Genomic DNA, 24,837 nt, shown 5'->3' on the forward strand with positions numbered 1-24,837 from the left:
CGGCGCTGCTACGACTCCGGGGCGGAGAGCGGCCCGGAGCCGCAGGTCATTCGCTGACGCACGTGTTGGACGCCGCCGTGTTCAGCAGACCGACGATGTCGATGGAGTTGCCGCAGAGGTTGATCGGCACGTGGATCGGGATCTGGATGACGTTGCCCGAGACGACACCCGGGGAACCGACGGCCACGCCGCGGGCTCCGGCGTCGGCGGCGGCGCCACCGGCGAAGCCGGCGAGCGAGGCGCCCACGGCGGCGGTCACCGCCACGGCCTTGAGGATTCGTGACATGGGAGAGAACACCTTCGTTCGGTCGTAGAGGACGGCCCCCGCCCGTTCGGCCGGGTACGCCGCCCGAGGATCAGGCGGCGTACGACGCCCGCTGTCGCTCCGGGGCGGGGGGCGCCCCGGAGCCGGCCATCAGTGCTCGTGGTGGTTGTGCTCGTGGTGGCTGTGCCCGTGGTGGCTGTAGTGCTCCTCGGACGCGAAGGTCGGCCCCTCGACGTCCCCGTTGATGCAGGTGTTGCCCGATGCCGGGTTGAGCAGGCCGACGATGTCGATGGAGTTGCCGCAGAGGTTGATCGGGATCTGGATCGGGATCTGGATGACGTTGCCCGAGACGACACCCGGGGAACCGACAGCTGCGCCGTTGGCTACGGAGTCGGCGACCGCGCTACCGGCGAAACCGGCGAGCGAGGCGCCCACAGCGGCAGTGACGACTACTGCCCTGGCGATACGTGACATGGGGAGACACCTTTGCTTGGTCGTACGGACGAGCACCCGGTCGGTGACGGCCGGGAGCCCGGATCAACGTTTGGAGGTCGCAAAGGTTTCGTCGATGAAGCGTCCGGGTGATCCCGGGTGTGGGCCGATCAACAGAAATGGGGGTTTCCCCATGGGATGCCGAGCTGGCAGGGTTCCTTTCGTACAGACACTCCGGCCGCTTCGACCAGGGGAATGACGCGCGAGAATGATTGGGACCCTGCTGCCTTTACCGATCGAGACGGCCGAGGCATTCGCCGATCCGGCCGAGGCGCCGGCGCTCTTCCCCGAGGAGGAGGCGCTGATCGCCAAGGCCGTGGAGAAACGGCGCCGGGAATTCACCACGGTGCGGAACTGCGCCCGTACGGCTCTGGGCCGGCTGGGCTTCGGGCCCGTCGCCATCGTGCCCGGGCAGCGTGGCGCGCCCCAGTGGCCCTCCGGTGTGATCGGCAGCATGACGCACTGCGCAGGCTATCGCGCGGCGGCGGTGGCCCGCGCCACCGACATTCTGACGATAGGACTGGACGCGGAACCCCATGAGCCCCTGCCCAACGGCGGAGTACGGGAACTGGTGACGCGCCCCGAGGAACAGGGCTGGCTGACCCGGCTGGCGGCGGAACGGCCCGAGGTGTGCTGGGACCGGCTGGTGTTCAGCGCCAAGGAGAGCGTCTACAAGGCGTGGTTTCCGCTCACGAGGCAGTGGCTGGATTTTCAGGACGCCATTCTCGAGGTCGACGCGGACGCAAAGACCTTCCGGGCGACGATCCTCACCCCGGAGCCGCTCCGGGCGGCCACCGGGGGCCGGTTGTCGGGGTTCGAGGGACGGTGGCTCGTGCGGGACGGTCTGGTCGTGACGGCCATCGCGGTGACCGCGTAGCCGGGTGCCCCGCGCCCGAAGGCGCGGGGCACCCGTCACTCGTCCTGGGCCGCCACCCTCGCCGCGAAGGACGCGAGTTCCTCGTGCCAGCCCGCGGCCAGCGACAGGCCCGCCGCGCTCCTGCACGCGTGGTCGACGAGCTCCTCGATCATCTGCTCGGCGACGTCCCGCTCCTCCGGGTCGAGCAGGATCTCCCGCAGCAGCCGCGCGTCCCACCCGTACTCCGGGCCGCCGTCGAGGAAGCCCCGTAACCGCCACGCGGCGTGCAGCGGGCGGGCGTACGCGTCGTACGAGAGCCCGAGGTCCGCCCGGCCCGCGAGCGCCGCGCCCAGGCGCAGCGGGTGCCGCAGGGCGTACCAGCCCGCCGCGCAGCCCCGGTCGCAGCCGGAGACGCAGCGCCCCGGCCAGGGGTCCTCGAGGTATTCGGCGGTCATGGCCTCGCGCGTGTACGAGCCGATGACCCGTTCCACGCGCAGCTCGTCCCAGATCCCCCGGGCCTCGGCGGGCAGCGGCAGCGCGAGCCGGTCGGCGTGGGCGAGGGCGAGATCGCCGGCGAGGGTCGCCGTGGACTCGCCGAAGCGCCGGGACTCGCCCGCCCAGCCGTTGCGCTCGTGCTCGGCGGCCCGGGCGACGTGGAGGGTGGGGATGCCCCGGCGCAGGGGCGCGTCGTCGCGGACGTCACCGCGGATGAGGGTGGCGGTGTCAAGGAGTTCGAGGGCGACGGCGGTGTCGACGGCAAGGTCGGCAGCCCGCCCGGCGGAATCGCCGCCGGCCGCGAGGTATCCGGTGAGGAAGACGACCGGCCGGGCCCGGTCCCCGCCGGCGGCCAGCAGCTCGGCGAGGGACTCGATGAGCTCGGCGCCCCGGGCGTCGGAGGTGCGCCGCCGCCGGTGCTCCTCCTCGAACAGACCGCGCAGCCGTTCCTCGACGCGGTCGAGCATCTTCGCGCGCTGGAGCTGCGGCGGCACCGAGCCGGGCGGCACTTGGCGCGGCGGTGAATGGTGTCGTTTCGTCATGTGGTGCCTCTGCCTCCCTGGACCGGTCGCGGCCTTCGACCGCCCCTGACGAGCGGTGGCTCCGCTCTGTCGTGGCGGAGGGTGACCGGTCGGAAGGCTGCCCAGCCCGGCCCGGCGGAAGCGCCGGTTTCCTGCCAACCGGGGAGCCCGTCGCGCACCGGGGGTGACGGTCGGCGCGGCCCTCGCGTGCCGTCTGTACAGGGCGCGCCGAGGGCTGTTACATCGAGGGCGGGCCACGGGAATCCGGCTTTTTCGGAGGCAACCATGCGCAGGATCGCGATCGTCGGCGCGGGCCAGGCGGGCTTGCAGCTGGCCCTGGGGCTGCGGGAGCGGGGCTACGACGTGACCGTCGTCGCCGCCCGGACGCCCCAGGAGGTCCGGGCCGGGCGGGTGCTGTCCACCCAGCTGATGTACGGTCCGGCGCTCGCCCTGGAGCGACGGGCGGGGCTGAATCTGTGGGACCAGCAGACCCCGCCGATCGACGGCGTGGTCATCAGCCCCGTCGACCCGCCCGGCGCCCGGATGCCGGAACGGGCCGTGGGCGCCCGGCTGGACGCCCCCGCCCAGTCCGTCGACCAGCGGGTGAAGACCGCGCGGTGGCTGGAGTTGTTCGAGGAGCGCGGGGGGCGGGTGGAGTACCGGCCGGTCGCCGCCGAGGAGCTGTCCGAGCTGGCCTCCGGATACGAGCTGACGCTGCTGGCCACGGGGCACGGCCCGTTGGGCGAGGTCTTCGGTCGGGACGAGCGGCACAGCCCGTACGAGCGGCCGCAGCGCGTCCTGGCCTGTGTGTACGTCCACGGGGTGCGGCCGGATCCGGAGCTTCCGCCGTCGTTCCTGCGGATGTCGGCGTTCCCGGGGGCCGGGGAGTTCTTCGTGCTGCCCGCGCTCACCGGTTCGGGGCCGTGCGTGATCCTGCTCTGGGAGGGGAATCCGGGCGGGCCGTTCGACTGCTGGCAAAACGTTTCCGGGCCGGGTGCGACGCTGGAGCGCTCCTGGGAACTGCTGCGTTCGTACGCCCCGTGGGAGTACGAGCTGTGCGCGCACGCCGAGCCGACCGATCCGGGGGCGGCCCTCACCGGGAGCCTCACGCCCGTGGTGCGCCACCCCGTCGCGGAGGTCGCCCCCGGCTCGTACGTCCTGGGCATGGCCGACGCGGTGGTCCTCAACGACCCGATCACCGGGCAGGGCTCCAACAACGCGGCGCGCTGCGCGGACCGCTACCTGGCGTCGATCCTCGAGCGGGGCGAGCGGCCCTTCGACCGGGCGTGGATGCACGAGACGTTCGCTACCTGGTGGGAGCACGCCCGGCACACCACGGCGTTCACCAACATGGTGCTGGACGCGGCCCGCCCCCGGCACTTCGAGCATGTGATGGCGGCGGCCGCCCGGCACCCCGCGCTCGCCCACCGCTACGTCAACGGCTTCGCCGACCCGGCCGACTACCAGGACTGGCTGATGGACGCCGACCGGGCCGAGGCGTGCCTGGCCGCGGTGGCGGGCCGGTCCGTGCCACAGCCGTGAGCTAGCCTGGCCGGATGGGCACCACAGGCGCGGCACCGCCGAAGACGGTGGCGGGAAGCGGGACACGGGCACCACGCCGCGCCTCCGCCGGTCAGGGACCGGTCGTCGTCGCGGTGTCGCTCGGCGGCGGTCTCGGGGCCCTGGCCCGGTACGCGGCGGGGCTGCTCTGGCCGACCGCGCCGGCCGTCTTCCCCTGGACGACGCTGCTGATCAACGCGGTGGGCTGCGCCCTGATCGGGGTGCTGCTGGTGACGATCGCCGAGCTCGGCACCCCGCACCGGCTGGCCCGGCCCTTCCTGGGCACGGGGGTCCTGGGCGGTTTCACGACGTTCTCCACCTACGCGGTGGACGTGCAGCGGCTGGTCACGCACGGCCGGACGGCCGAGGGGCTGGCCTATCTGGTGGCGACGCCGCTGCTCGCGCTGGCCTCGGTGTGGGCGGCGGCGACCGCCACACGGCGGCTGTCCGTCCTGCGGAGGGCATGATGAGACTTCAGGGCGGCGCGCTGCGGCTGACCGTGTACGTGGGCGAGTCCGACACCCACGGCCACCGGCCCCTCTACTCCGAGATCGTCCACCGCGCCCATTCGGCGGGCCTGGCCGGGGCGAGCGTCTTCCGGGGCGTCGAGGGGTTCGGCGCGTCCTCAGTCGTCCACACCTCCCGGCTGCTGTCGCTGAGCGAGGACCTGCCGGTGGCGGTGGTGATCGTGGACACGGAGGAGCGGGTACGGGCGTTCGTCGCGGAGCTGGCGGAGCTGGTGACCGAGGGCCTCGTCACCCTCGACCGGGTGGAGGTCGTCTCCTACCGGGGCCGGGACGGGGAGCGGCCCGCGTGAACTGGCTCCTCGTGGTGGCCGGCGCCATGGCCGGTGCTCCGCTGCGCTATCTCACGGACCGTTTCGTCCAGGCCCGCCACGACTCGGTGTTCCCCTGGGGCACGTTCACGGTGAACGTCGTGGGATGTCTGGTGCTGGGCGTGCTGACGGGCGCGGTGGACGAGCCGACGCGGCTGCTGCTGGGCACGGGCCTGTGCGGCGCGCTGACGACGTACTCCACGTTCTCCTACGAGACCCTGCGGCTGGCCGAGGACGGGGCTCGGGGGTACGCGGTGCTCAACGTGGCCGGAAGCGTGGTGTGCGGGCTGGGCGCGGCGTTCGCGGGCGTGGCGCTGGGGCAGGCGCTGACGTAGCCCGCGTCCTCGGTCCTCGTCCGGCCCTCAGTCCTCGTCCGGCCTCAGTCCTCGTCCGGCGCGGCTTCCAGGTGGTCCAGCAGCACCCGCCGCAGTTCGCGGGCCGCACGCGGCGGCGGGGTGTCCTTGCGGTGGGCGACGGCGACGGTCCGCCGCATGCGGTCGCCCTCGAAGGGGGTGACCCGCAGGCCGGAGCGGGCGGCGACCATGCCGGGGACGACGGCCAGGCCCAGCCCGGCCCGGACGAAGCCCAGGACGGCGTCCATCTCGCCGCCCTCGACGGTGAAGGAGGGCTCGAAGCCCTCGGCCCGGCAGGCGGCGATGGTGATCTCGCGCAGGTCGTAGCCGCTGCGGAACATCACCATCGGCAACTCCCGCAGCTCGCCCACCCGCATCCGGCTCCGGCGCGTGGGCGCGGGCCCGTCCGGTGCGGACACCACCACCAGGTCCTCCCGCAGCAGCTCCGTCGTCTCCAGCGCGGGGGCGCCCACGCCGAGGGGGGTGATGATCAGGGCCAGGTCGAGCCCGCCGTCGGCCAGCCGGCGCACCAGATCCCGTGAGCCGCCCTCGTCGACGTGCAGTTCGATGCCGGGGAAGCGGGCGTGGTACGTGCGCAGCACGTCCGGCACCAGGCTCGCGCAGAGGCTCGGCGGGGCGCCGAGCCGGACCCGGCCGCGCCGCAGCCGGGCCACTTCCTGCACCTCGCGGTGGGCGGTCTCGGTGTCGGCGAGGATGCGGCGGGCGAGCGGCAGGAGGGCCTCGCCGGCGTCGGTCAGGGCGATGTTGCCCCGCGCGCGGTGGAAGAGCTCGGCGCCCAGCTCCCGTTCCAGCGCCCTGATCTGCTGGGACAGCGAGGGCTGGGCGACGTGGAGGGCCTCGGCGGCCCGGGTGAAGTGCCGGACCTCGGCGACTGTGGCGAAGTAGCGGAGCTGCTGAAGTTGCACCCCACCAGGGTAGATAGGGAAAGCCTATGGAAACGAGCCCCATCATGTCTTGGACGCATCGAAGTCCGCCGACCTAGCGTCGGCGGCATGGCACTGGCGACCCGGGCGGCGAAACCTCCGTCCCTCATCGGCTCCGTGTGGCGCTCGACCGTCGGCAAGAAGGCGGTCATGGCGGTCACCGGCTTGATCATGCTGGCGTATCTGGTCGCCCATATGCTGGGCAATCTCAAGGTCTTCTTCGGGGCCGGGGAGTTCAACCACTACGCGGCCTGGATCCGCACCATCGGCGAACCGTTCCTCCACCACGAGTGGTTCCTGTGGCTGGCCCGGGTGACGCTGAGCGCCGCGGTCGTCCTCCACGGTGTGGCCGCGTATCAGCTCAGCCGCCGGGACCTCGCGGCCCGCCCAGTGAAGTACCGGGGCCGCGGGCGGGGGCGCGCGAGCTACGCGACCCGCACCATGCGCTGGGGCGGGGTGATCCTCGGCCTGTTCATCGTCTGGCACATCCTCGACCTCACCACCCTCACCGTGAACCCCAACGCCCAGGAGGGGCGGACGTACGAGAACCTCGTCGCCTCCTTCGACCGGTGGTACGTCTCCGCCTTCTACATCGCCGCGATGCTGGCCCTCGGCCTGCACATCCGGCACGGCTTCTGGAGCGCGGCCCAGACGCTGGGCGTGGGCTCGCCCCGCCGCGACCGGCTCCTCAAGGCCCTCGCCAATGGCCTGGCCGCCCTGCTGACCTGCGGATTCATCGTCGTGCCCGTCGGTGTCCTGACAGGAGTCGTGAGCTGACATGAGCGAGATGAGCGAGATGACTGATTACCTCGACTACGCCGTCGGCGCTCCGGTGGCCGACGCGGCGGCCCCGGACGGGCCCATAGCCGAGCGCTGGGACCGCCGCCGCTTCACGGCGAAGCTGGTCAACCCGGCCAACCGCCGCAAGCTCACCGTCATCGTCGTCGGCACCGGCCTGGCGGGCGGCGCGGCGGGCGCCACCCTCGCCGAACAGGGCTACCGCGTGACGCAGTTCTGCTACCAGGACTCCCCGCGCCGCGCCCACTCCATCGCCGCCCAGGGCGGCATCAACGCCGCCAAGAACTACCGCAACGACGGCGACTCCATCCACCGCCTCTTCTACGACACCGTCAAGGGCGGCGACTTCCGCGCCCGCGAGTCCAACGTCCACCGGCTCGCCCAGGTCTCCGTCGAGATCATCGACCAGTGCGTGGCGCAGGGCGTCCCCTTCGCCCGTGAGTACGGGGGCCTGCTGGACACCCGCTCCTTCGGCGGCGTCCAGGTCTCCCGCACCTTCTACGCCCGCGGCCAGACGGGCCAGCAGCTTCTCCTCGGCGCGTACCAGGCGCTGAGCCGCCAGATCGCTGCGGACAACGTCGAGATGCACGCCCGTACCGAGATGCTCGACCTGATCGTCGTCGACGGCCGGGCTCGCGGCATCGTCGCCCGGGACCTGATCACCGGCCGGATCAGCACCCACTTCGCCGACGCCGTGGTCCTCGCCAGCGGCGGCTACGGCAATGTCTTCCACCTCTCCACCAACGCCAAGAACTCCAACGCCACCGCCGTCTGGCGGGCCCACCGGCGCGGCGCCCACTTCGCCAACCCCTGCTTCACCCAGATCCATCCGACCTGCGTCCCGCGCTCCGGCGACCACCAGTCGAAGCTGACGCTGATGAGCGAGTCGCTGCGCAACGACGGCCGCATCTGGGTGCCCAAGGCGAAGGGCGACACGAGGGCGCCCGGGGACATCCCCGAATCCGAGCGCGACTACTACCTGGAACGGATCTATCCCTCCTTCGGCAATCTCGTCCCCCGCGACATCGCCTCCCGCGCCGCGAAGAACGTCTGCGACGAGGGTCGCGGAGTCGGCCCGGGCGGCCAGGGCGTCTACCTCGACTTCGCGGACGCCATCGCGCGGATGGGCCGCGCGGCCGTCGAGACGAAGTACGGCAACCTCTTCGAGATGTACGAGCGGATCACGGCGGAGAACCCCTACGAGGTCCCCATGCGGATCTACCCGGCCATCCACTACACGATGGGCGGACTGTGGGTGGACTACGACCTCCAGACGACCGTGCCCGGCCTCTTCGCCATCGGCGAGGCCAACTTCTCCGACCACGGCGCCAACCGGCTGGGCGCCTCCGCCCTGATGCAGGGCCTAGCCGACGGCTATTTCGTCCTCCCTTCCACCATCAACGACTATCTGGCCCGCCACCCCCACGACGCGATACCGCCGGACCACCCGGCGGTCGTGGAGGCCGTCGACGGCGTGAGCGCCCGGCTGCGCCGGCTGCTCGCGGGCGACGGCGACCGCACGCCCGAGTCCTTCCACCGCGAGCTGGGCGAACTGCTGTGGGACGAGTGCGGCATGGCCCGCACCGACAGCGGACTGCGCAAGGCCCTGGACCGCATCCCGGCGCTCCGCGAGGAGTTCTGGCGGCGGATCAAGGTGCCGGGGACGGGCGAGGAGCTCAACCAGTCGCTGGAGAAGGCCAACCGGATCGTCGACTATCTGGAGCTCGCCGAGCTGATGTGCCTCGACGCCCTCCACCGCACGGAGTCCTGCGGCGGCCACTTCCGGGAGGAGAGCCGGACGGCCGACGGCGAGGCGGCCCGCGACGACGAGGCGTTCTCCTACGTCGCGGCCTGGGAGTTCACGGGGACAGGCAAATCACCTGTTCTCCATAAAGAGCGCCTGATATTCGCGTATGTTCAGCCTACCCAGCGGAGTTACGCGTAACGGGTTCTCCCGCCCTCAGGGCGGGGGCCTCGGCCTGCGCCGAGGCCCGCCGTTACCAGCACCAGCCATCACCAGCAGGGAGGTGACCTCGATGGCTACGTTCCACGCAGGACAGAGGACCGACCGAGCTGTGCTTCCTCAGCAGCCCGCTCTCGAATTCGCGTCAGCAGACACCCCGAGAACAGGGACGAAACGGGTCGCGAACGCCTCACGACACGACGTCGCGCGGCATCCGGCGTGGAACATGTGCGAGGGGAGACGCTCAGTGGCGCACTTACCACCGGGCGCGTCACCCCGGACCGTCCGGTCCGGGAGGCGGGCCGTAAGGCCCAACCGGCCGTATTCGTCCTCGACAAACACGGCGCACCATTGCAACCCACCACTCCTGCCAGGGCCCGTAAGCTCCTCAAACAGGGACGGGCTGCGGTACACCGACATACGCCATTCGTCATCCGCATGAAAGACCGTACCGTCACTCAGTCTTCGGTGCATGGTGTCGAGTTGGGAATCGACCCCGGCTCCCAATACACAGGATTCGCTGTCTTCGCCACCACACGCACGGAGGCAGGGGCCACTCGCCGTGGCCTATATGCGATCGAACTTGCTCACCGCGGAAACCAGATCCGTGACAAGCTGGCCCGACGCGCGGCTTACCGACGCGGCCGTCGCACTCGAAACCTACGCTACCGCACGCCTCGGTTCCTGAACCGCCGACGCCCGAAAGGCTGGCTGGCACCGTCACTCAAGCACCGCTTGGACACCGTCCTCTCCTGGGCGAACCGACTTGCCCGCTGGGCTCCGATATCCAAAGTGCATATCGAGAACACCTCATTCGACACCCATGCTCTCAGCGTGGGAAGGCCACTGGAATCAACTGATTACCAGAAAGGCAGTCTTTACTACTGCGAGGCTCGCGAGTATCTCTCAGTAAAGTGGGGTCGAGCCTGCGCTTACTGCGGCGTTCGTGCCGTGCGACTGAATATCGATCACATCCACCCACGATCAAGGGGTGGGGCCGATCGCGTTTCCAACCTCGTCCTTTGCTGCGTCCCCTGCAATCAGGCCAAGAGCAATCGCCCCGTGGAGGAGTTCCTGGCGCATAACCCCCCAGCATTGCGCCGGGTGCTTTCCCAGGTCAAGGCCCCGCTCCGGGACGCCGCTGCCGTCAATGCCACCCGCTGGGCGATACAACAAACACTCGCCACAGCATTTCCCGTCGTGTGCAGTGCTTCTGGTGGTCGCACCAAGTGGAACCGGCAACGCCTCGGCCTTCCGAAGACTCACACCCTCGATGCCTTGTGCGTTGGCTCGCTGGACGAGCTGAGTCAATACCCGGCCGTCTTCCTGTCCGTCACAGCAACCGGGCGTGGAACCTACGCACGCACCAGTGCCGACAAGTACGGCTTCCCCCGCCTGTACCGTCCGCGGACCAAACTCGTTCACGGTTACGCGACCGGGGACCTGGCCCAAGCGGTGGTTCCTTCCGGCAAGAAAGCCGGCACACACGTCGGCCGCATCTCAGTGCGCACCCGAGGCAACTTCAACATCCGCACCTCTCAAGGTCTCCTTCAAGGGATCCGACACACGTACTTCCACCTGCTACAGCGAGCTGACGGATACGGCTACACGGCCCGCCCGGAGGGAGCACCGTCCTCTCCGCCTGAGGCCGCGAGGACCGACCAAAGGAGACTCCGATGAACCTCACCCTGTGCATCTGGCGCCAGCGCTCCCCCGAGGACGCCGGGGGCATGACCACCTACGAGGTCAGTGGCATCAGCGAGGACATGTCCTTCCTGGAGATGCTCGACCACCTCAACGAGGAGCTGATCCTCGCCGGCGACGAGCCCGTGGCCTTCGACCACGACTGCCGCGAGGGCATCTGCGGCGCCTGTGGCATGGTCATCAACGGCCGGGCCCACGGCCCGGAGCGCACCACCACCTGTCAGCTCCATATGCGGCACTTCTCCGACGGCGACACCATCGACATCGAGCCCTGGCGGGCCGCCGCCTTCCCCGTCGTCAAGGACCTGGTCGTCGACCGCTCGGCCTTCGACCGGGTGATCGGCGCCGGCGGCTATGTCTCCGTGCCCACCGGCTCCGCGCCCGAGGCCCACGCCACACCCGTACCGAAGCCGGTGGCCGACCTGGCCTTCGAACATGCCGAGTGCATCGGCTGCGGCGCCTGTGTGGCCGCCTGCCCCAACGGCTCGGCGATGCTCTTCACGTCCGCGAAGGTGGTCCACCTGAACGTCCTGCCGCAGGGCGCGCCGGAGCGCGAGTCCCGGGTGCTGGACATGGTGGGCGCCATGGACGACCAGGGCTTCGGCGGCTGCACGAACACCGGCGAGTGCGCCACGGCCTGCCCCAAGGGCATCCCCCTCCAGTCGATCGCGACGATGAACCGCGAGTACCTGCGGGCCACCCTCAAGGGCGCCGGACGACGCCGCTGAGCCGGCCCCCACCGACACCGGCGCAGGCGCCGGGTCACCCCTCCCCCAGGTCGGCGTTGACGATCGCCCGGAGGGCGGCGAGGTGGGCGCGGTAGGCGTCGCGGCCGTCCTTGGTCAGGCGCAGCCAGACGCGCTGCCGGGTGTCGCGCACGGCCCGCCGCTGCTCGACGTACCCCGCGTCGGTCAGCACCGTCACATGCTTGCTGAGCACGGACGGGCTCACGCCCAGCGTCTCGCGGACGGTCGCGAACTCGATCTCCTCGACGGCGTCGAGCGCGGCACAGATCCGGAGCCGGTTCGGCGCATGGATCGTCTCGTTGAAGCCGTCTTCGGGGTCGGTCACGACGCTGCTATGCCCTTCTTACGGGTTTTGCTGTCCAGGGCCAGGATGCCCCCTGCGGCCAGCAGACCCGCCGGGACCCATATCCACGGCATGCCCTGGTGATCGTCCAGATACAGCGCCACCATATAGAGCCCGAAGGCGAGGACGGCGGCACCGAACATGCTCCGCTTCATGCCCGGGTTCACTCGGTGCCGGACGCCGCTGGAGCGGAAGTGCAGCGCCAGGACGGCCAGCATGATCACGTACATCAGGGCGAGGCCCACGAAGTCCCATGGCTCGGGCAGGAGATGGGACAGATACACCCCGGCCACACACAGGGAGAGTTTCACATCGAACGCCCGGCCGGGGGTGAGGGACGCGACCGCCACCTGCGCCTGCTCCGCCAGGGCCAGGGCCTCGGCGGCGCCTTCCCGGGACGGCATGGACGGCCGGGACGACCGCGAGTTCTCGTCAGTTGCCATGTCGGAAAGTCAAGCACACGGTTTCCGGGTCGGCAACTCTCGACTTTCCGCTGTGGAAAACCCGGATTCCGGGCGCCGCCGAATCATCCGATCGTGCGGTTTTCCGCCGATACCCCCGTAAAGTTCCCCGCATCCGCCCTACGCTGGCGACCGTGGCGCGCGACCCGTACGTCATCGAGATGGACCGCATGCTCGCCTTCGCCGACGCCGTGACCGCCATCGCGATCACGCTGCTGGCCCTGGAGATCCACGTGCCGGAAGGCCTGCCCGACGCGGAGGTGGGCCAGGCGTTCGGCCACCTGCTGCCGAAGGTCCTGGCGTACCTCGTCGGCTTCGTGCTCGTCGGGGCGATCTGGCTCGGTCACCACAAGCTCTTCCGGCTGATGGCCACCCTCGACCGGGCCATGGTCCGGCTGGAGTTCGCCCTGCTGGCCGTCATCGCCTTCCTGCCCTTCACCGCCCGGCTGATGAGCGAACACGGCGGCGCGCCCGTGGCCATGGCCGTCTACACGGGCGCCATCGGCCTGGAGGCCGCGCTGCTGGCCGTCATGGCGCTGCGGCTGCGCGCCCCCGGCCCGCTCCGCAGGCCGGAGGTCACCCGTCAGCAGGTCGCCCGGGAGGTGTTCGACAACGCGTCGATCGCCACCATCGCCCTCGTCGCCCTCCTGATCGCCCTGGCCGCCCCCCTGGTGGCCGTCTGGTGGTGGGTGCTGATCTGGCCGGTGCGCGGCCTGCCGCGCTACTGGCCGTGGCTGCGCGCCAGACTCTGACGGGCCCCTCAGCGCCCCCCCGTCAGCCCCCGCCAGCCCCTGCCATCGCCCCATCACCCGTCACCCCGTCACCCCGGGTGCGCCCCCACCGTGTCGCGGATCTGGCTCCCCAGTCCCGAGTCGCCCTCGCGGGCGCAGTGCGCCCCGCAGAAGAAGCGGCCCGCGACCTCGACGCCGTGGCCGATGATGCGGGACTCGCAGTGCTCGCACCTGGGCGCGAGCTTGTTGATCGCGCACTCGAAGCTGTCGAAGGTATAGGTGTCGCCGGTGATGGTCTTGACCTCGAAGGCCAGCCAGTAGTCGTTGCCACATGTGTTGCACTGGGCCATGGCGTGCTCCGTCTCGATGCGGGGGTACGGGAGGTACGCCTCGCATGATCTCCGCGAGGACCACCCCCCACCGTCAACACAAACAACCCATTCACCCGAAGGTGGTGCCGCGTGCGGCTGTGTGCACGCCGCCCGACCCTCGGCCCGTCAGTTCGCCAGCAACTGCGTGGCCGCCAGCCGCCCGTACAGCTCGTCGCTCGCCAGCAGCTTGGCATGGGTGCCCACGGCGCGGATGCGGCCCGCCTCCATGACCACGATCCGGTCCGCGCCGGTCACCGTGGACAGCCGGTGGGCGACGACCAGCACCGTCATCGTCCGGGCCGCGTCGGCGACGGTGCCCCGCAGGGCCGCCTCGTTGGCCGCGTCCAGTTGCGAGGTGGCCTCGTCCAGGAGCAGCAGCCGCGGGCTGCGCAGCAACGCGCGGGCGATCGCGACACGTTGGCGCTCGCCGCCGGAGAGCATGCTGCCCCGGTGGCCGACGGTCGTGTCGAGCCCTTCCGGCAGCCGGTCGGCCAGGTCGTCGAGGCGGGCCCGGCGCAGGACCTCCCGGAGCTGCCCGTCGGTGGCGTGCGGGACGCCCAGGAGGAGGTTCTCCCGCAGCGTTCCGGCGAGGACGGGCGCGTCCTGCTCGACGTAGCCGATCGCGGCGCGCAGCGCGGACAGGGGCCAGTGGCGGACGTCCCGGCCGTCCAGCAGGACGCGGCCGCTGTCCGGTTCGTAGAACCGCTCGATGAGGGAGAAGACGGTGGTCTTGCCCGCGCCGGACGGGCCGACGAAGGCGGTCAGCCCCCGGGCGGGCACCGTGAAGGAGATGCGGCGGTGCACGGCGGGCAGCCCGGGCCGGTAGCCGAAGCGCACCCGGTCGAAGGCGACCGACGCGGGGCGGGGGCCGCATCCGGCGTCCGCCGCCGGCTCCGGCCCGGCGCCGGGGTCCTCGACCGCCATCTCCTCGGCCTCCCGGATCCGCAGGGCGGCCGCCGCCCCCACCTGGAACTGGCCGGCGGCGCCCACGAGCTGGTTGATGCGGGGGGCGAGCGAGAAGAGGTAGAGCAGGAAGGCGACGAGCGTGGAGACGTCGATCGCCCCGGAGGCGACGCGCACGCCGCCCACGCCCAGCACCACCAGGAAGGAGACCTGCACGGACACCTGGGAGACGGTGTCCGAGACGGCCTCCCAGGAGGCGGCGCGCGTTCCCATGCGGCGGGCCCGCTCGGCGGCCTCGTGCAGGCGGGCGATCTCGCACTGCTCGGCCCCGGACGCCTTGACCGTGCGGAAGGCGCCGAAGGCGCGTTCCAGGGCGGCGCCCATGCCGCCGACGGCCTCCTGGGTCTGCCGGGTGGCGCGGCCGATGCGGGGGATCACCAGGCCGCTGCTCAGGCTGATGAACGCGATCACCGCGAGGGTCACGCCGAGCAGCACCAGGTCCAGCACCCCCATCATCACGACGGTGACGAGGGTGATGACGGTGCCGGTCAGGGCCGCGGCCATCGCCTGTGTGGCCACCTGACGCAGCAGCGTCGTATCGGCGGTGACCCGGGATATCAGATCGCCGGGTTCATGGCGCTCGGCTACGGGGACCCGCAGCCTGAGCAGCCGGTCGGCGAGCCCGCGCCGGGCGGTGCACACGAGCCGTTCGGCCGCCCGTTCCAGCACGAGGTGGCCGAGGGCGACGAGCACCGCGCCCAGCAGGACGAGCACACCGAGGGCGATCACCTCCGTGGTGGCCGTCCGGTCCCGTTCGAGGTCGTTCACCAGGCGTTCGGCGGCCAGCGGCTGGGCCAGGCCCAGGGCGCCGCCGGCGAGCCCCAGCAGCGCGCCGCCGAGGATGGCGGGGCGCTGCGGCCGGAGGTACCGGGCCAGGGCCCGGCGGCCCGCGCCCCGCGGCCGCGCCGCGCGCTCCGCGTCCCCGGTCCCCCGCCCGGTCTCCCGCGCTTCCGCCGCCGCGTTCACGGTCTCCATGACACTCACTCCACGGTGAAGAAGCGCTGGAAGTAGTCGGCCGGTGCGCCCTCGCCCACCAGGACCGACTCCGCCTCCACCCACGCGTGTGCCGCGAAGGGCGGCCGGGAGCGGACTCCCACGCACCACACGGCCCACTGGCCACGCATCCGGCACAGCAGCACCGTGGCGAGGGACCGTGGGAGACAGCCTTTCTGCCCCCCGCTGGCGAGGCTGACGGCGAGGACGGCGTCCCTGGCGCCGGTCGCCTCGGCGAGGCTCGCGGGCCGGGCCCCGCGCCGGAGCACGCGCAGGACCGCGCGGATGCGCCCGGGCGGCTGGGTGGCCAGCAGATGGGCGAGGGCTACGGCGGCGCGGGCGGCCCAGCGGGTGGCGAGGGGGACGGCGCCCGGCCGGTACGGAACCGCCTCCGGGGTCGTCATGGCCGGGTCCCGGACAGCAGCCTGGCCGACCGCAGTTCGCCGTAGACGCGCTCGACGTCGCGTGCCGCCTCGCCGGGATCCACGTCGTAGCGCGCGGCCAGCGCGTGGGCGGCCTGCCCCCTGGACTCCCCGTCGAGGAGCGTCCGCAGGACGAGCGCGGCGGTGGGGTTGAGGGTCCAGTACTCGCCAGTGGTCTGATCCAGCAGGGCGATGCCGTAGTCGGTCTCGGTCATCACCACTCCGGAGCGGAGTCGGAGCGACATTTTCCACCTTTCCGGTCGGTTCCGTTCCAGCGGTTCGCGACGTCAGCGGTTTCGCGATGCCGCGCTTCTCGCGACGTCAGCGGCTCATCGATTCCCGGGAGCGCAGCCACACCTCGCAGGCCACGGTGGTGTGCAACAGGCTGCTCTCGACCTCCACTTCGAGCGGGCGCAGGCACCAGTCCCGCAGCGCGCCCGCGTCGATCAGGCCCAGCCGCGCGAGGCGGGAGTCCTCGCACAGGTCCAGCAGCCGGGCGCGGTGCTCCCGCAGGCCCGTCTCCTCCTCCAGGGAGGCGTTGGCCTTGGTGGCCCGGGTGCGGCTGACCTCGGGGACGACGCCGCGGGTGGCCTCGACGATCAGCGGCTTGTAGCGCCAGGGGGTGATCCGCTCCTGCGGCCGTACCGACAGGCCCGCCTCGACGACGCGGTCGTCGTAGTACGGGGCCGAGCAGACGACGCCCAGCGGGCCGGCCAACTGCCCCACGTGCCGGGCGAACCGGGAGATGCACTCCATGGTCGCCAGCTCGCGGTGCGCGCCGTGGTCCCGGGCCAGGGGTGCCGCGGTGCGGGCCGCCGCGAGGATCTGGCGGCGTACGGACGCGACCGCGTCCGGAGTCGCCCAGTGGGGCATCCGGGGCCGCTCGGACCAGTCCAGCACCGGCGCGTTCGACGGCGCGGGCGGCTCGGTGAGGTCCGCGGCGACCCGCGTCAGCCAGGACCGGTAGGAACGGCGGTCGAGGAGCTGGCGGAGCACGAGCCCCCGGGGCCAGCGGTACTTGGCGCGGTAACCGCGCAGGTGGCGCAGCGCGACGCGCGGGTGGGTGCGGGCGAGGGCGTGGAGGCGGGCGGAGGCGCCGCTGAGCACCTCGTCCCCGCCGATGCCGGTGAGGTGGAGGGCCGAGCCGCGCTCGGCGGCCAGCCGCACGATGCTCATACGGCGGCTGTGGTCGACCGTCATGAGGGAGGGGGCGTCGAGGAGCTGGTCGAAGGTGCCGAGGCCGTCGAAGGTCAGGGGCACCTCCCCGGCCGGGATCTCGTGGTGCTCGACGGTGCCCAGGGCGTCGACGGTGCGGCGCGCCCAGTGGGTGTCGTCGCCGAGGGGGTCGCGGAGTGCGGCCGTATAGGCGACGATCTTGGCGTCGCCGCGTGCGGCCAGGCAGCAGACCGCGGTGGAGTCCAGGCCGCCGAGGTCGCACGTCACCAGGGAACGGCCGCGGGTGCGGACGTCGACGGCGGCGCCCAGCGCCGCCGCGAGGCGCGCGGCGCCCTCGCCCAGCGGGACGTCCGGCTCCGGCGGTGTCCACCAGCGCCCGATGCGGGCGGGGCCCTCGGGGCCGAGGGTGAGGTGGTGGTCCCCGGGCAGGGCTTCGACTCCGTGCCAGACCGGCCGGGAGTTCAGGGGGTACAGGAGGCCCATCGCGAGCAACTGGACGGCCAGGCGGTCCTCGTCGAGGCCGGCGTCGAGCAGGTCGGCCAGCACGTCCGCGCGGTCCGCCGCGACGGCGTCCGGGCCCGTACGGGCGTGGAAGACGCGCCGTACGCCGACGACGCCGCCCCGGATCCGGACGCGTCCGCCGGCGTCCCGGGCCAGCAGGTGGAAGCTTCCCGGCCAGGCGGCGGCGAACCGGCCGAGCGCGTCGAGGGTCCCGGCCGTCCGGACGGCCCCGGCGGCCCGTGCGGCCTCGGCACCGGACACCGCGTGCTCGCCCAGGACCGCCACCCGGGCGTCCCCGGCCTCGCCCAGGGTGAACGCTTCCGGGTCCCAGCGGCCCAGGAGCCACGGCCGGCCGGAAGGGTGGGGCACGCTCTGGACCGCGTGGGGGCGGGCCCGCGCGGCGATCTCCGTGACCGCCTCGGCGGCGGTGTCGGGCAGGACGAGGAACCAGGTGGGCAGGGCGGACAGGGACGAGGAACGGTCCATGCGCAAACACCTCCGGCCGTCGATCCGGGCGGCATTCTCGGCATCGCTTCGCGGAAAACGGATGGAAATCGGGGGGTGAACGGCCCATGGCCCTCACCCCCCGATTCCGGGGGCCTCCCGCTCGTCACCGGTCATTCTTCAGTGGACTCGACCAGTGAAAAAACGGGCCCCTTCCGGCCGTCTCAGACGAGGTTGTGACCGCCGAGAACGTCCTTCGCGGTCTTGCTGGCCAGGCCCGTCACCTTGCGGAAGCCGCCGGCCTTGGCGATGGTGGGACGCTCGTACGTCATGGCGTTCTCCTTCTTCGCGATGCGAACGATGAACCGCAGGTCACCTGCTCACGGCCGGGGGGAGCGCCCCCTCGCCCCCGCGCACACCACTGCTCGTAAGGGCAGGGGGCGACGCCTCCCGGATCTTTCGATCCCGGCCGCACGAAGAGAGTAAATATGACGAACACATCATCACAATGCTCTGGCTCTGCCGTTGGTGGTGAAATGCGGGCGCCCTATCGCGACGCGCGCCCGGGGAACTCCCGGGCGCGCTGCGACATTTACCGCGACGCGAAAATCAGCGGTCAGTCATCCTCATAATTCAACCATCAACATGTGGTGGAACGAGCGGAATTCACCGCGCCCCGAACACCTGGGTCCAGCGCGGACCGCCCGGCGCCTTGTTGATGCCGACGCCGATCTCCTTGAAGGAGCAGTTGAGGATGTTCTTGCGGTGGCCGTCGCTGTGCATCCACGAGTCCATGACCGACGCCGCGTCCTGCTGCCCGTAGGCGATGTTCTCGCCGTAGGTGCTCCAGTTGTAGCCCGCCGCGGTGATGCGGTCGCCCGGGCCCTTGCCGTCGGGGTTGGTGTGGTTGAAGAAGTTCCGGGCCGCCATGTCGTCGGAGTGACCCTGGGCGGCCGCGTCCAGGAGGCTGTTGGAGGTCAGGGCCGAGCAGCCCACCTTCGCGCGCTCCGCGTTGACCAGCGCCACCACCTGCGCGGCCATGGAACCGTCGCCGCCGGAGGACGGCGGCTTGGGCGCCCGGGTGCGGGCCGGGGCGGCCGTGCGCTCGGGGGCGGATTCGTCCGCGTGGGACGCCGAGGACTTCGCCGACGGCGAGGGGCTCGCCGAACCGCTCGGCGAGGCGCTCGCCGAGGCCGACGCGGACGCCGAGGCGCTCGGCGAGGCGGAGAGCGACGGCGTGGGCTTGATGGGCATGGGTTCGCGGGCGTTCAGCTGCTTCAGGTCGCCGGACGCGTCCACGGCCTGCGTCTTGACGGTCGTGGCGGGCGAGTCCTCCATGAGGTAGCCGCCGCCCAGCACGCCGCCGGCGATCAGGGCGAGCGCGCCCGCGCCCATCACGGCGTTGCGGCCCGTACGCGACCGCCCGCCGCCCGCGCGGTGCCCGCCGGACCGGCCGGCGGAACGGTGCCCGCCGCCCCGCTGACCACCGGCACGGCGGGCAGCCGCCCGGCCACCGTGCGGGGCGGTCGGCGCGGCGGCCGGGTGCGCCGCCGACGCGAAGCCCACGGGCTCGCCCGGCACCACGGCACCGCCGCCCCACCAGCCCAGCAGCGCGCCGCCGACCGGCACCAGACCGAGGCCGACCAGCAGGCCCTCGGCCGGGACCAGCGTCGACAGGGCGCCCGTGCAGCGGCCGCAGGCGCGCACGTGCCGGGCGACGCGCTTGCGCCACAGCGCGGACGGAACGCCGTCCCACGTGGCGACGACCTCGCCGAGCCGCTCGCAGCGCGGGTACGCGGCGAGCGCCTGGACGACGCCGCGGGCGACGTCCAGCTGCGCCTTCGTCCGCTGTATTCGGACGGCGGTGTGCTGCGGGGTCAGCCCGAGCGCGGCGACGACCTCGGCGCGCTTCAGCTCGCCGGCGGCCTCCAGCCACCACAGGGACAGGACCTCCTGCTCCCCCTCGTCCAGCCAGCGCGTGGCCTCGGCGGCCTCCTTGCGCTGGCCCTCCAGGCCCAGCCGGACGATGGTCAGGTCGACGAAGTCGGCCTTCGGGTCCGGCACTTCGCCGACCACTTCCTGCAGACCACTGACGGGAGCCTCGGGGCGCTCCTCCCGGCAGTGGCTGCGTATCTGGTTCATGGTGATGGCGACGAGCCAGGACCGGAAGCTCGCGGCGTCGCGCAGCCCGTCCAGGCCGTTGATCACGCGGAGCATGGTCTCCTGGACCACGTCGTCGACGTCCGCGTGGCCGTTCAGGGCCCGGCCGACGATGTTGTAGACGAGTGGCAGGTGGGTTGCGACGAGCTCGTCCTGTGCCGCCGTGTCCCCGGCACGCGCCGCCTCGATCACGGCCACGCTCACACTCTTCACGCCCGCACCTCTTTCCGCACCCGCCACGAATGGCGCTCGATCCGACACCTAGGAGACCGGGCGCCGATCGGCAGATAACAAAAAAGTTGGGTGCGAATGTACGACAGGTGGTTCAGGCGGATGTCTGGATCAAGAACTCACGAACGATCCCCGGAGCCGCATATTCCGCAAACTGGACGGCCTCCGTCGCCGACATGTCCCGTATGCGGTATCCGCCCTCCCCGGCGGCGACGATCGCAGTGACAGTGACCACATCCGCCCGGCTCGCAAAGGGCGTATCGGTAAATGTCCATCCCTGTACGGAACTCCGCTCGAGGGCCACCGTCTCCCGTCCGAACGTCCCGGACCGTACGACCAGATGGCGCCCCCGCACCGCGTACCCCAGCGCCCGGTAGGCGTCGCGCGCCAGCGCGCACACCATCGGCGAGGCCACCGCCACCCACCCCGCCGCGCACCACAGCAGCACCGGCAGCTCCAGCAGCCACCCCAGCGCGACGAGCACCAACGCCACCGGCAGGACGCCCCACCCCAGCGCCCACACCAGCCGCCGCCGCAACGCGACCCTCGGGGCGGGACGCAGAGCCCCCGCCTCGAGCACCCCGTCCGTCCCGAGCACCTCTGCGCACACCCGGAGCGCCTCTGCCCGGGGCGCCGGAGGGAGTGCGACGCTCCGCTTGCGGTTGCGCTCCCGGTCGCCCAGGCCGCCCGCCACGGCCCGTACGGACGCCCCGCCACCCGCGCGCAGCAGCAGCGGTTCCCGCAGCGCGACCCCGCACAAACGGTCCGCGTCGATGGAGACGACCGATGTCGCGAACAGCCCGCGCCGGACGTCGAGACCGCCCGAAGGCGTGCGCTCCAGCCGGTACCGCCACCAGGTCGCGGCGTGGACCGCCAGCGCCCCCGCCACGCCCAGCAGGGTCACGGCCGCCAGGCCGAGCAGCGCGGCGAGCCACGGCGCGCCGGCGCCGTAACCGGCCCACAGACGGCGGACGATCCCGATCCGCCAGGGCTTGACGCCGAAGGCGTTGAGCACGCGCCAGGTCGTGCCGCCCGCCACGAGGACGCCTCCCCAGACCCAGAACGTCAGCGGGGCGTACCGCAGCCAGCCCGCCCTTCCGACAGCGAGAATCCCGGCGCCACGCCCGCCCTCGGTGCGGGAGGCCGCTGTCTCGGCGGCCGAAGCGGCCACCGCCCCCTCGATTCCGGCCCGCAGCCGCCGGGCCTCCGGCTCCGACACCCCCGTGATCCGTACGGCCTCGGCGTCCGGCCCCATGCCGACGACCACCACGGCCAGCCCGTACCGCCGCAGCAGCGGCCCGCGGCGCAGTGCGACGGACTCCACGCGGTCCAGCGGCACGATCCGGCGCCGCCGCCCGTACCAGCCGGAGACCGCGTAGAGCGCCGACTCCCCCAGCTCCCACCCGTGCGTCCGGCACCGCCGCGCCGGCATGACCACCGCGTACGCCACGGCGGGTGCCACGAGCACCGCCGTCACCAGTGGCACCAGCCATGACGCGGCGCCGGGAAAGAAGAGGAAGCAGAGGGTGAGCAGCGTGGCGGCGGCCAGCGCCGCCGGCCCGCTCACGGTGAGCAGCGCACGGGCCGTCCACCAGGCGCGCGCCCGCGGGTCCACGGGATGGCGCGGCGCCCTGAGCCGCACCACGCACGACGAACCCTTTTCCAAGTCAATCGTATTGCCAAACACAGGGCGCTAAGCTATCGCAATACAACTGACCTGTAAACGAGAACCGTCGAACGAGAGGGACCGCTCCCCGTGCCCAAGCGCGTCGACCACGACGAACGCCGCCACCGCATCGCCGAGGCCCTGTGGCGGATCGCGTCCGAGCGCGGGCTGGACGGCGCGAGCCTGCGTGACGTGGCGGCGGAGGCGGGCATCTCGCTGGGGCAGCTCCAGCACTACTTCCGCACCAAGGACGACATGCTCGTCTTCGCCCTCGGCCACATCAGCGAGCTGGCCGCGCGGCGGATCGGCGCCCGCGTCGGCTCCCTGGCCGGAGACCCCTCCCCCCGGACGCTGCTGCGCGAGACGCTCGCGGAGATGCTGCCGCTGGACGACAAGAGCCGCACCGGTCAGCTGGTGCAGATCGCCTACTTCGTCCGCGCCGTCCACGACGAGCGGCTGCGCCGGCACGCCAAGGAGGGCATCCCGGCGCTGCGGGAGTTCTTCGCCGCGCAGATCCGGCGCGCGATGGAAGGGGGCGACATCGCCGCCGACCGCGACCCGGACACCGAGGCGATGCTGCTGATCTCCCTCGTGGACGGCCTGACCGGCTACGTCCTGCTCGACGTGCTGCCGGGCGAGGAGGCGATGCGGCTGGTGGACGCGCACCTGGACCGGCTGTTCACCTGAATTCGCCTAAAGAAGCGGGCTCAGCGGCGCGCCGCCCTGTTGCGTCCCCGCTGCCCCGGCGCGAGCGCCTCGGCCAGTTCGTCGAGCGCCTCCACCATCAGCTCCGAGCCCCGCACGGCCACCCCTTCGTCGCCGACCCGCGCGACCCAGGCGGCCAGTGCCACGTGCGGCCCGGACCAGTCCGGGCGCCGCCGCTCCCGTACCGCCGTCACGGCGTCCGGCAGCGCGGCGCGCAGGGCAGCCGCGAACTCGTCGGCCCCGGGGTCCGGTTCGGCGTCCGGGCCCGGCAGGTGGGCCTCCATCAGCATCGCCGCCCGCCCCAGCGTGGCCAGCGCCGACTCGGCCGACCGTTCGGCAGCGCGCGAGATGCCCCGGTGGCGCACGGGCTCCTGCTGCGCGCGGGCGGCCGCCTCCTCCCACTCCAGCCGCGCCGCCCGCGCGTCCAGCAGCGCTTCTCGGACCCGCCGCTTCCGGTTCTCCGGCCGGGCGTGGGCGTCGAGGACCGCCAGCGCGTAGTCGCCGTTGGTGCGGAGCCAGTCGGCCAGCCGGTCGCGCAGCCGGGGCGTCTCCCAGGTGGGCCACAGCGCGTAGGCGGCCAGCGCCAGCACCCCGCCCAGCAGCGTCAGCGCCAGCCTGGCCTGCACGGTCTGCGACCAGCCCTCCCCCGCGATGCCGAGCAGGAAGACGATGTACGCGCCGATGCACGCGGACACCACGATGTAGCCCGTCCGCATCAGCAGGTACAGCAGCCCCACGCTCACCACGGCCAGCGCCGCACAGACCGGGGGGCCGGGGTGGGTGAGCGCCATGATGCCCGCGCCCGCCCAGACGCCGACGAGCGTGCCCACGAAGCGGGCCACGCCGCGCTGGTAGGTCTGGGCGAAGTCGGGCCGCATCACCATCACCGAGGTCATCGGCACCCAGTAGCCGTGGCCCAGCGGCAGCACCGTGCCGAGCAGATAGCCCGCACAGGCCACCGTCGTCACCCGCACCGCGTGCCGGCCGACCGGCGAGGACCAGCGCGCCTCGCGCCGCAGCGCCCGCCAGGCCACGGGGACGAGCCCGGCCACGGTGGGCCGCAACAGATGCCGCCGCTCCGCCCCCGCCGTCGGCCGGGTGGCGCGCAGGGGCTCGTCGCCGGCCTCCACGACATCGGCCAGCAGCGCCATCAGCCGCAGCGCCGAGCGGCGGGCGGCGCCGTCGAGGCGCGGCCCGGACTCGGGCACCTCCAGGGTGGCCATCACCTCGGGCGTCACCCGCACGGGCCGGCCCCGCCGGATGGCGCGCGCGACGGCGTCGAGGACGTCGGCGGCGGCACCCAGCAGCTCCCGGGCCCGGTCCCGCCCGGGGCCCTCCGGGGGCGCGCCCACGACGGGGTCGGCGAGGGAGGCGAGCACCGGCCGGATCCGCTCGGCGACCCCGCGCGCGCCGCCCAGCTGCCGCGGTCTGCTGCGGGCCTGGCGCGGGGTCAGCTCGGCGGCGCTGCGGGCGTGCATCAGCGGCTGCGGGTCGAAGTGGGCGACCGGGTCGTGGCGCAGCCGGCGCGCGTAGTCCGCCTCGGCGGCCAGCGCGTCCGCGAGGGCGTCGCGCTGGCGGCCCCAGGGGCGGATGGGGAAGACGACGATGAGCGCTGCCTGCACCAGGCCGCCCACGAGGATCAGCGCCGCGTGCTCGGCCGCCCCGGCGACGGAGGTGGGCAGGGTGACGGTGACGAGCATGACCGCGATCGTCTGCGTGGCGACGAACCCCGTCACCGGGCCGACGGCCCAGGCCATGCCCGACAGCAGGGTCCACACCGCCAGCAGCGCGACGAAGAGGGCGAGGTGGGCGGCGGCGAGGTAGCCGAGGAAAGTGCTGAGGCCCAGCACCCCCGCGACCGCCAGCGCGAGCAGGGGGCGGGGCCGCCAGCTGCGCTGGAAGGTCGCCAGGCCGGAGGCGAAAGCGCCGAACGCGGAGGAGACGGCGAGGGCGGGCGAACCGAAGGCCAGCATCAGGCCGACGACGACCGCCACGCCGCAGGCGCCGCGGACGGCCACGAGCGGTTCCAGGGTGACGCGCTCGATGGTCAGCCCCGCGCGGGCTGTCTTCTTCAGCGCGCTGGCCCAGGTCATGGGGACGAGCTTACGTCCCGTACCGGGACGGATCGGGGCAGGCCG

At 72.5% G+C, this 24,837-nt stretch carries 26 protein-coding genes; 11 read left to right on the plus strand and 15 right to left on the minus strand.

Going from position 1 to position 24,837, the window contains the following annotated elements:
* Positions 1-46 precede the first annotated feature (46 nt).
* Entirely contained in the window at positions 47-286 is a 240-nt protein-coding gene (locus tag EKH77_RS10895) for a chaplin (RefSeq protein WP_126914204.1), read from the minus strand.
* A gap of 129 nt (positions 287-415) precedes the next feature.
* The gene (locus EKH77_RS10900) at positions 416-739 is read right to left on the minus strand and encodes a chaplin (protein ID WP_126914205.1); all 324 of its coding nucleotides are present in this window, start codon (positions 737-739) and stop codon (positions 416-418) included.
* Positions 740-965: 226 nt separating this feature from the next.
* Here EKH77_RS10900 and EKH77_RS10905 point away from each other — a divergent pair, with 226 nt between their 5' ends.
* Complete coding sequence (locus EKH77_RS10905) at positions 966-1,634, plus strand: 4'-phosphopantetheinyl transferase family protein (RefSeq protein WP_126914206.1); 669 nt, start codon at positions 966-968, stop codon at positions 1,632-1,634.
* Between the two features lie 35 nt (positions 1,635-1,669).
* Here EKH77_RS10905 and EKH77_RS10910 read toward each other — a convergent pair whose 3' ends face one another.
* A complete protein-coding gene (locus EKH77_RS10910; protein ID WP_240667306.1) occupies positions 1,670-2,650 on the minus strand; it encodes a polyprenyl synthetase family protein in 981 nt (326 codons plus the stop codon).
* A 264-nt stretch (positions 2,651-2,914) separates the two neighbouring features.
* On the opposite strand from EKH77_RS10910, the gene EKH77_RS10915 reads away from it, so the two are divergent.
* The 4 genes from EKH77_RS10915 to crcB (EKH77_RS10930) are packed head-to-tail and all read left to right on the plus strand — an operon-like array spanning position 2,915 to position 5,359.
* Positions 2,915-4,171 (plus strand): styrene monooxygenase/indole monooxygenase family protein, encoded by a 1,257-nt coding sequence (locus EKH77_RS10915; RefSeq protein WP_126914207.1) that lies wholly within the window; start codon positions 2,915-2,917, stop codon positions 4,169-4,171.
* A 14-nt stretch (positions 4,172-4,185) separates the two neighbouring features.
* Complete coding sequence (gene crcB / locus EKH77_RS10920; RefSeq protein ID WP_126914208.1) at positions 4,186-4,656, plus strand: fluoride efflux transporter CrcB; 471 nt, start codon at positions 4,186-4,188, stop codon at positions 4,654-4,656.
* On the plus strand, positions 4,653-5,006 hold the full coding sequence (locus EKH77_RS10925; RefSeq protein WP_126914209.1) for a DUF190 domain-containing protein: 354 nt from the start codon (positions 4,653-4,655) through the stop codon (positions 5,004-5,006). Before crcB (EKH77_RS10920) ends, EKH77_RS10925 begins: the two co-directional genes overlap by 4 nt.
* Positions 5,003-5,359, plus strand: a complete 357-nt coding sequence (gene crcB, locus EKH77_RS10930; protein ID WP_126914210.1) for a fluoride efflux transporter CrcB — start codon at positions 5,003-5,005, stop codon at positions 5,357-5,359. The genes EKH77_RS10925 and crcB (EKH77_RS10930) overlap by 4 nt, the downstream gene beginning before the upstream one ends.
* Before the next feature lie 44 nt (positions 5,360-5,403).
* On the opposite strand, the gene EKH77_RS10935 is transcribed toward crcB (EKH77_RS10930), so the two are convergent.
* Positions 5,404-6,303, minus strand: a complete 900-nt coding sequence (locus EKH77_RS10935; RefSeq protein WP_126914211.1) for a LysR family transcriptional regulator — start codon at positions 6,301-6,303, stop codon at positions 5,404-5,406.
* Positions 6,304-6,390: 87 nt separating this feature from the next.
* Between EKH77_RS10935 and EKH77_RS10940 the strand changes: the two genes are divergently transcribed.
* The 4 genes from EKH77_RS10940 (at position 6,391) to EKH77_RS10955 (ending at position 11,514) form a co-directional block, all read left to right on the plus strand.
* On the plus strand, positions 6,391-7,098 hold the full coding sequence (locus tag EKH77_RS10940; protein ID WP_126914212.1) for a succinate dehydrogenase cytochrome b subunit: 708 nt from the start codon (positions 6,391-6,393) through the stop codon (positions 7,096-7,098).
* Positions 7,099-7,117: 19 nt separating this feature from the next.
* Positions 7,118-9,064: a fumarate reductase/succinate dehydrogenase flavoprotein subunit gene (locus EKH77_RS10945; RefSeq protein ID WP_126918003.1), complete on the plus strand. Its 1,947-nt coding sequence runs from the start codon at positions 7,118-7,120 to the stop codon at positions 9,062-9,064.
* 246 nt (positions 9,065-9,310) lie between these two features.
* Positions 9,311-10,762 (plus strand): RNA-guided endonuclease IscB, encoded by a 1,452-nt coding sequence (gene iscB, locus EKH77_RS10950; RefSeq protein ID WP_126918004.1) that lies wholly within the window; start codon positions 9,311-9,313, stop codon positions 10,760-10,762.
* Positions 10,759-11,514, plus strand: a complete 756-nt coding sequence (locus EKH77_RS10955; protein ID WP_126914213.1) for a succinate dehydrogenase/fumarate reductase iron-sulfur subunit — start codon at positions 10,759-10,761, stop codon at positions 11,512-11,514. The genes iscB and EKH77_RS10955 overlap by 4 nt, the downstream gene beginning before the upstream one ends.
* 34 nt (positions 11,515-11,548) lie before the next feature.
* Here the strand turns inward: EKH77_RS10955 and EKH77_RS10960 are convergent, their stop codons facing one another.
* Both EKH77_RS10960 and EKH77_RS10965 read right to left on the minus strand, forming a co-directional pair.
* Complete coding sequence (locus tag EKH77_RS10960) at positions 11,549-11,857, minus strand: transcriptional regulator (RefSeq protein WP_126914214.1); 309 nt, start codon at positions 11,855-11,857, stop codon at positions 11,549-11,551.
* A complete protein-coding gene (locus EKH77_RS10965) occupies positions 11,854-12,318 on the minus strand; it encodes a hypothetical protein (protein ID WP_126914215.1) in 465 nt (154 codons plus the stop codon). The genes EKH77_RS10960 and EKH77_RS10965 overlap by 4 nt, the downstream gene beginning before the upstream one ends.
* Positions 12,319-12,470: 152 nt before the next feature.
* Between EKH77_RS10965 and EKH77_RS10970 the strand changes: the two genes are divergently transcribed.
* Positions 12,471-13,088 carry a TMEM175 family protein gene (locus EKH77_RS10970; RefSeq protein ID WP_126914216.1) on the plus strand — a complete coding sequence of 206 codons (618 nt, stop codon included), beginning with the start codon at positions 12,471-12,473 and terminating at the stop codon, positions 13,086-13,088.
* 68 nt (positions 13,089-13,156) lie between these two features.
* On the opposite strand, the gene EKH77_RS10975 is transcribed toward EKH77_RS10970, so the two are convergent.
* From EKH77_RS10975 to EKH77_RS11010, 8 genes are all read right to left on the minus strand, one after another.
* A complete protein-coding gene (locus tag EKH77_RS10975; RefSeq protein WP_126914217.1) occupies positions 13,157-13,417 on the minus strand; it encodes a Prokaryotic metallothionein in 261 nt (86 codons plus the stop codon).
* Positions 13,418-13,564: 147 nt separating this feature from the next.
* Entirely contained in the window at positions 13,565-15,376 is a 1,812-nt protein-coding gene (locus EKH77_RS10980) for an ABC transporter ATP-binding protein (RefSeq protein ID WP_126914218.1), read from the minus strand.
* 5 nt (positions 15,377-15,381) lie between these two features.
* Positions 15,382-15,798 carry a lasso peptide biosynthesis B2 protein gene (locus EKH77_RS10985; RefSeq protein ID WP_126914219.1) on the minus strand — a complete coding sequence of 139 codons (417 nt, stop codon included), beginning with the start codon at positions 15,796-15,798 and terminating at the stop codon, positions 15,382-15,384.
* Positions 15,795-16,061 carry a lasso peptide biosynthesis PqqD family chaperone gene (locus EKH77_RS10990; RefSeq protein WP_126914220.1) on the minus strand — a complete coding sequence of 89 codons (267 nt, stop codon included), beginning with the start codon at positions 16,059-16,061 and terminating at the stop codon, positions 15,795-15,797. Before EKH77_RS10990 ends, EKH77_RS10985 begins: the two co-directional genes overlap by 4 nt.
* Before the next feature lie 76 nt (positions 16,062-16,137).
* Positions 16,138-17,979, minus strand: coding sequence for a lasso peptide isopeptide bond-forming cyclase (locus EKH77_RS10995; RefSeq protein ID WP_126914221.1), 1,842 nt, complete (start codon positions 17,977-17,979; stop codon positions 16,138-16,140).
* A gap of 182 nt (positions 17,980-18,161) precedes the next feature.
* A complete protein-coding gene (locus EKH77_RS11000; RefSeq protein WP_126914222.1) occupies positions 18,162-18,269 on the minus strand; it encodes a keywimysin-related RiPP in 108 nt (35 codons plus the stop codon).
* 334 nt (positions 18,270-18,603) lie between these two features.
* Complete coding sequence (locus tag EKH77_RS11005; RefSeq protein WP_126914223.1) at positions 18,604-20,310, minus strand: sigma-70 family RNA polymerase sigma factor; 1,707 nt, start codon at positions 20,308-20,310, stop codon at positions 18,604-18,606.
* A gap of 112 nt (positions 20,311-20,422) precedes the next feature.
* Positions 20,423-21,973 (minus strand): PH domain-containing protein, encoded by a 1,551-nt coding sequence (locus tag EKH77_RS11010; protein WP_126914224.1) that lies wholly within the window; start codon positions 21,971-21,973, stop codon positions 20,423-20,425.
* Between the two features lie 111 nt (positions 21,974-22,084).
* Between EKH77_RS11010 and EKH77_RS11015 the strand changes: the two genes are divergently transcribed.
* Positions 22,085-22,681 (plus strand): TetR/AcrR family transcriptional regulator, encoded by a 597-nt coding sequence (locus EKH77_RS11015; RefSeq protein ID WP_126914225.1) that lies wholly within the window; start codon positions 22,085-22,087, stop codon positions 22,679-22,681.
* Positions 22,682-22,701: 20 nt separating this feature from the next.
* Here EKH77_RS11015 and EKH77_RS11020 read toward each other — a convergent pair whose 3' ends face one another.
* A complete protein-coding gene (locus tag EKH77_RS11020; RefSeq protein ID WP_126914226.1) occupies positions 22,702-24,792 on the minus strand; it encodes an FUSC family protein in 2,091 nt (696 codons plus the stop codon).
* Positions 24,793-24,837 lie beyond the last annotated feature (45 nt).

It is taken from the genome of Streptomyces luteoverticillatus, assembly GCF_003970715.1.
GTDB lineage: Bacteria > Actinomycetota > Actinomycetes > Streptomycetales > Streptomycetaceae > Streptomyces > Streptomyces abikoensis.

Excerpts from the sequence above, each read along its gene's own strand:
- EKH77_RS10895 (WP_126914204.1), bottom strand. The coding sequence starts at position 286 with ATGTCACGAATCCTCAAGGCCGTGGCGGTGACCGCCGCCGTGGGCGCC.
- EKH77_RS10900 (WP_126914205.1), bottom strand. The coding sequence starts at position 739 with ATGTCACGTATCGCCAGGGCAGTAGTCGTCACTGCCGCTGTGGGCGCC.
- EKH77_RS10905 (WP_126914206.1), top strand. The coding sequence starts at position 966 with ATGATTGGGACCCTGCTGCCTTTACCGATCGAGACGGCCGAGGCATTC.
- EKH77_RS10910 (WP_240667306.1), bottom strand. The coding sequence starts at position 2,650 with ATGACGAAACGACACCATTCACCGCCGCGCCAAGTGCCGCCCGGCTCG.
- EKH77_RS10915 (WP_126914207.1), top strand. The coding sequence starts at position 2,915 with ATGCGCAGGATCGCGATCGTCGGCGCGGGCCAGGCGGGCTTGCAGCTG.
- crcB (WP_126914208.1), top strand. The coding sequence starts at position 4,186 with ATGGGCACCACAGGCGCGGCACCGCCGAAGACGGTGGCGGGAAGCGGG.
- EKH77_RS10925 (WP_126914209.1), top strand. The coding sequence starts at position 4,653 with ATGATGAGACTTCAGGGCGGCGCGCTGCGGCTGACCGTGTACGTGGGC.
- EKH77_RS10940 (WP_126914212.1), top strand. The coding sequence starts at position 6,391 with ATGGCACTGGCGACCCGGGCGGCGAAACCTCCGTCCCTCATCGGCTCC.
- EKH77_RS10945 (WP_126918003.1), top strand. The coding sequence starts at position 7,118 with ATGACTGATTACCTCGACTACGCCGTCGGCGCTCCGGTGGCCGACGCG.
- EKH77_RS10955 (WP_126914213.1), top strand. The coding sequence starts at position 10,759 with ATGAACCTCACCCTGTGCATCTGGCGCCAGCGCTCCCCCGAGGACGCC.
- EKH77_RS10965 (WP_126914215.1), bottom strand. The coding sequence starts at position 12,318 with ATGGCAACTGACGAGAACTCGCGGTCGTCCCGGCCGTCCATGCCGTCC.
- EKH77_RS10975 (WP_126914217.1), bottom strand. The coding sequence starts at position 13,417 with ATGGCCCAGTGCAACACATGTGGCAACGACTACTGGCTGGCCTTCGAG.
- EKH77_RS10980 (WP_126914218.1), bottom strand. The coding sequence starts at position 15,376 with ATGGAGACCGTGAACGCGGCGGCGGAAGCGCGGGAGACCGGGCGGGGG.
- EKH77_RS10985 (WP_126914219.1), bottom strand. The coding sequence starts at position 15,798 with ATGACGACCCCGGAGGCGGTTCCGTACCGGCCGGGCGCCGTCCCCCTC.
- EKH77_RS10990 (WP_126914220.1), bottom strand. The coding sequence starts at position 16,061 with ATGTCGCTCCGACTCCGCTCCGGAGTGGTGATGACCGAGACCGACTAC.
- EKH77_RS10995 (WP_126914221.1), bottom strand. The coding sequence starts at position 17,979 with ATGGACCGTTCCTCGTCCCTGTCCGCCCTGCCCACCTGGTTCCTCGTC.
- EKH77_RS11000 (WP_126914222.1), bottom strand. The coding sequence starts at position 18,269 with ATGACGTACGAGCGTCCCACCATCGCCAAGGCCGGCGGCTTCCGCAAG.
- EKH77_RS11020 (WP_126914226.1), bottom strand. The coding sequence starts at position 24,792 with ATGACCTGGGCCAGCGCGCTGAAGAAGACAGCCCGCGCGGGGCTGACC.